Origin of the sequence: Kineococcus indalonis (genome assembly GCF_009906395.1) — a bacterium.
GTDB classification, from domain to species: Bacteria; Actinomycetota; Actinomycetes; order Actinomycetales; family Kineococcaceae; genus Kineococcus; species Kineococcus indalonis.
Window position 1 is genome coordinate 1 of sequence record NZ_JAAALM010000321.1, and the last position, 4,758, is coordinate 4,758.

Here is a 4,758-nt window from a genome sequence, read left to right on the forward strand (position 1 = left end):
GCGCACGCCAGCAGCACGGCGGCGGCGCTGTGGTGGTCCGGCGCGGGGCGCTCGGTGCGCGGCGGGCGGGCGCGCAGGGCGGCCGGCACCGCCGCCAGCGCGACCGCGGAGGCGGCCCACGCCGAGGCCACCGGGGCCCACCAGCCGCCGGCGACCGCGGCGGTCCCGCTCAGGACCGCCCACAGCGGGCCCACGGCCAGGGCCAGCGCCGCGGTGAGCCCGCGGTCGCGCAGCCCGAGGGCCAGGGCCAGGGGCACGCCGGGAACGCACACGACGAAGAGGACGGCGAGCAGCGCCCGGCCGGGCAGCTGCAGGTCCAAGGTGGCGGTGGCCGGCACCAGGAAGGCCAGGACGCAGGTGGCGGCCAGCAGGAGCGCGCGCGGGGTCGGGGCGCCGCGCCGGTCGGCGCGGTGGCGGGCCGGCGGCGCGGGCCGGCGCTCCAGCTCCCCCAGGGCGCTCACGAGCCCTCCTTCGCCCGGCGCAGCCGGCGCAGGCACCACGGCAGGCACGCCAGGGCCAGGGCGAACCGGGCGGCGTCCGGGGCGGTGCCGGCCGGCGCGACCACCAGCGCCAGCGCCAGCGCGCTGACGGCCGCGGCCTCCAGCAGCACCCGCGGGGGCGTGCGCGGCCACGGGCCGGGCCGGGCGCGCAGCGCCAGCCGCTGCGCGAGGGCCTGCACGGCGTAGGCGACGGCGGTGGCGGCGGCGGAGCCGGCGATCCCGGCCACGGGCACCAGCAGCAGGTTCAGGGCGATGTTGAGCACCGCGGCCAGCGCGGTGCACGCCGCCAGCGCGCGGGTGCGGCGCTCGGTGACCAGGACGCGGCCGGTGGCCGTGCCGGCGGCCACGGGGTACGCGCTGAGGGCCACCAGCACCACCACGACGAGCAGTTCGCGGGGCCGGAAGGAGGCCGGCGCGGCGACGACGAGGGCCACGGGCGCGGCGAGCGCCACGCCCAGCAGGGCGGGGGCGAGCAGCCGGTACACGCTGTCGCGGGTGCGGCCCACCAGGTGCCGGCGCAGCGCGGTGTCCTGCACCTCCGCGAAGCGGGGCAACCAGGAGTTCCCGGCGACGACGATGAGCTGCACCGCCAGGAAACCCACGGTGTAGGCGACCTGGTAGCGGCCCAGCTCGGCCGGCCCGGCCAGGCGCTGCACGACGACGCGGTCGCCGGCGTTGAGCAGGAACACCGAGATCGAGCTGAGCATCAGCGGGGCGCCGAAGGCCAGCGCCGGGCGCATCACGCGCGGGGACAGCGCGCCGCGCCAGCGGGGGCGGGCCAGGCGCCAGCCGACGAGGGCGGCGAGCAGGTCCGCGCCGAGCAGGCCCCAGGCGTAGGTGCCGGCCCCGCCGTCGAGGAGGAGCACGGCCCCCAGCCCGGCGACCTGGCCGCCGACGGCGGCCAGGACGCTGACGACCGTGTAGGCGCGCAGGCGGTCCGCGGCCAGGAGCAGGCCCAGGGTGACCATGACGCCGGCGGCAGGCACCGTCCACCACACCGTGGTCGCCACGATCCCGGGTGCGGCCACGGTGCCGGGGGCGAAGCCGAACAGCGGCGCCCACCAGGCGGCGGTCCCCCACAGCAGGGCCGTGACGGCGGCGGCGACGAGCACGGCACCGCCGGCGAGGGCGCGCGCGCCGCGGTCGTGGCCGTCCTCGGCGCGCTGCAGGACCACGGCCTGGTCCAGGCCGACGAGGGCGAGCACGACGAGGAGCTGGTGCAGGGCGATGGCGGCGGCCAGCGCGCCGACCTGGGCGGGGTCGTCGAGGACGTGGGCGAGCACGGGGGCGACGAGGGCGCCGGTGGCGAGCTGGACGGCGGCGACGACGGCGTACAGCAGGCTGCGCCCGAACAGGCCGGAGGGCGCCGCGGCACCGGCGGGGTCCGCGGGTCCCGCGGTCCCGGCGAGCTCGGCGGGTCCAGCGGGTCCAGCGGGTCCGGTCGGTCCGGCGCTGCGCGCGCTCGCCCTGCCGGCGCCCACCTCCCCCGTCGTCACCGTCCTCGTCCCAGTACCGGCGTCCACGCGCCCCATCCGAGCAGAGGGGCGCACCGGGCGGCAGCGGCTGGCGCTGGCAGATCCCCGCCCAGTCGCCCGCCGCGGCGGCCCCGTGGGCGCCCGCGCACCCTACGGTCGGGGCGTCGTCGAGACCCGCCGGCCCCCCTCGGTGCCCGTGCGCGGGCGCGGGGCGGCTGCGGCGGGAGGGAGGAGCGGCACCAGTGTCGCTGACCGCTGTCGTGCTGGCGCACCGCGACGCCGAGCAGGTGCGGCGCCTGCTGGGCGCCCTGGAGGACGTGCCGGTGGTGCTGCACTGCGACGCCAAGGCGCCCGCGGACGTGGCCGGCCGGATGCTGCAGGGCTGGGGCGAGCGGGTGCGGGCGCAGCCGCGCACCTCGGCCGCGCTGGACAGCTGGTCGCTGGTGCGCGTGGAGCTGGACGCGCTGCGCAGCGCCCTGCGGTTCTCCTCCGCCGAGCACGTGGCCGTGCTGTCCGGCGCCGACTACCCCCTGCTGGGGGTGCAGGAGCTGCTGGCGGAGCTGGGCGCGTGGCGGGGGCGTTCGCGGATCGTCAGCGCGCCGCTGCCGCACCGCCCGTGGGACACCCCCCGCAACCCCGACGGCGGGCGCTGGCGCACCGAGCACCGCTTCCTCACCCGCGGCGACGACGTGCTGTTCGTCGGCAGGGTCCCGCTGCGCTGGCCGTGGCGGCGCGCGCTGCCGCCGGGCCTGCAGGTGCGGGCGTCCTCGCAGTGGAAGGTGTTCGCGCGCGAGGACGTGCAGCGGCTGCTGGGGGTGGTCGACGCGCGCCCGGACCTGGTGCGGTTCTGGCGCACCACGCTCGTGCCCGACGAGAGCTTCGCGGCGTCCGTGCTCAGCTCGCCGGCGCTGACGGGTGCGCCGCCCCTGCCGGACTGCCACGCCTCGGCGTGGTTCCAGCGCTGGCCGGGCGACGGTTCGCACCACCCGGCCGAGCTGACCGCGCAGGACTTCCCGGCGCTGGCGGCCGCGCGCTCCGGCGCGCCGGGTTCACCGGTGCAGGACCCGCCGCGGCCGTGGTTCGCGCGCAAGCTGTCCAGCGCGGTCAGCGGCGAGCTGGCCGACCGGATCGACGCCGAGCTGCGCACCGGCCGCCGGGCCGGGGAGGTTCAGCCGGCGTCGGGGCCGCGGTAGCTCCAGGCGGCGACCCAGTCGACCTGCACGTGCCCGCTGGCCCCGGGAGCGGGTTCCTCGCCCGGGGTGGTGCTGGTCTCCGTCTGCAGCACCCAGTGCATGGAGCCGTCGGGGACCTTCGTGGTGGACACGCCCACCAGCGCGCCGTCGAGCAGGAACCGCACCTCGCCCGGGCGCCACTCCAGGACCGCGGTGCGCCAGCGGCTGAAGTCGCGCCCGGTGCGGAACTGGTCCTGCGTGCCGGCGGCGTCGGCGTGGTGCATGAACGCGCTGAACGTGCCGTCGAGGTCGCCCTCGGGGAAGTTCACCTCCCCGTCCTCGGGCCAGCGCTCGGAGTCCGGCCACAGCAGGAACGTCAGCTTGAAACCGGGGACGGGGTCGGCGCGGAAGCGCACGGCGTAGCGGCCGTAGCGCTGCCCGTAGGTGGGCAGCTGGGGCACGAGGGCGGCGGCCCTGGCCTCACCGTCCTCGACGTGCAGGTGGTAGTCGAGCACCCCGTCGCGCACGGAGACCACCCGGTCGGGGCGGTAGGTCCCGCGGCCGGTGGTGTCGCGCCAGCCGTCGGGGTAGGCGCCCCAGCGGTCCTCGTAGCGCCGCCCCGGGAACTCCCCCAGCGCGACGTCGGTGGCGAACTCCTCGACGAACACCTGCTGCCAGTCGGAGGGTTCGGAGGGTTCGGGGATCGCGGCCCACCGGGCGGCGACGACCTCGCCGCCGACCAGCGCGCCGACCACCGTGGCGGCCAGCGCCACCAGCCAGCGCCGGCCGCGGCGGGCTCGGCGGGCGGCGCGCCGCGAGCGCCGGGGACGGCCCGCCGGGTCCTGGTTCGCACCCGGCGGGCCGGTCCTCATGCTGCGCGAGAGTACATCACCGCCCAGTCGAGCAGGACGTGGCCGGAGGCGCCGGCGGCGGGCCCGGAACCGCTGGTCTCGGTCTGCAGCACCCACTGCATCGCCGCCGACGGCGAGGTGGTCGAGGTGCCGAGGTTCTTGCCGTCGAGGAAGAACGTCACCCCCGAGGGGGTCCACTCGATCGTGGCGGTGTGCCACGCGGTGTAGCGGGCGCCGGTGTCGGTGGCGAAGCAGTTCGCGCTCGGGTTCCCCACGCAGTGGTTGAAGGCGTGGATCGTGCCGTCCAGGCCGCCCTCGGGGAAGTCGATCTCGCCCTGGTTCCAGTCGTTGCTCTGCGGCCACAGCAGCCAGGCGGTCTTGTAGCCGGGGACCGGGTCCGCCTTGAAGCGCGCGGAGTAGCGGCCGTACTTCTGGCTGAACCACTTGCCGTCGACCAGCGGCACGGGGGCGGCGACCAGGGGCACGCCGTTCTCGGTGCGCAGGTGCATGTCCAGGACGCCGTCGTGCACGGACAGGACCTTGGCGGGCGCGTACAGGCCGCGCTTGTCGGTGTCCTTGAAGCCGTCGTAGCTCGTCCAGCGCTGGCCGTACGCGGTGCCGGGGAAGGAACCGGTGGCCGCGGCGACGGTGAAGTCCTCGGCGAACACCTGCTTCCAACCGGGCAGGTCGCCCCGGGGCGCGGCGGTGGTGCCCACGCCGGTGCCGGGCGCCGGGGCCGGGCTGGTGGTCGGGGTGGGCG

Annotated in this window: 4 protein-coding genes and 1 pseudogene; 1 reads left to right on the plus strand and 4 read right to left on the minus strand. The window is 77.8% G+C overall.

Annotated features, from left to right (window positions below):
• Positions 1 to 461, minus strand: a pseudogene (locus GTR00_RS14730) (serine/threonine protein kinase); the annotation flags it as partial.
• Positions 458 to 1,996 carry a lipopolysaccharide biosynthesis protein gene (locus GTR00_RS25080; protein ID WP_166612357.1) on the minus strand — a complete coding sequence of 513 codons (1,539 nt, stop codon included), beginning with the start codon at positions 1,994 to 1,996 and terminating at the stop codon, positions 458 to 460. The gene GTR00_RS25080 and the pseudogene GTR00_RS14730, both read right to left, overlap by 4 nt.
• Positions 1,997 to 2,217: 221 nt before the next feature.
• On the opposite strand from GTR00_RS25080, the gene GTR00_RS14740 reads away from it, so the two are divergent.
• Entirely contained in the window at positions 2,218 to 3,168 is a 951-nt protein-coding gene (locus GTR00_RS14740; RefSeq protein ID WP_166612358.1) for a beta-1,6-N-acetylglucosaminyltransferase, read from the plus strand.
• Here GTR00_RS14740 and GTR00_RS14745 read toward each other — a convergent pair.
• On the minus strand, positions 3,144 to 4,019 hold the full coding sequence (locus GTR00_RS14745) for a glycoside hydrolase family 16 protein (RefSeq protein WP_166612359.1): 876 nt from the start codon (positions 4,017 to 4,019) through the stop codon (positions 3,144 to 3,146). The genes GTR00_RS14740 and GTR00_RS14745 overlap by 25 nt on opposite strands.
• Positions 4,016 to 4,758: glycoside hydrolase family 16 protein (locus tag GTR00_RS14750; protein ID WP_205705852.1), on the minus strand; the 743-nt coding region annotated here is incomplete at its 5' end. The genes GTR00_RS14750 and GTR00_RS14745, both read right to left, overlap by 4 nt.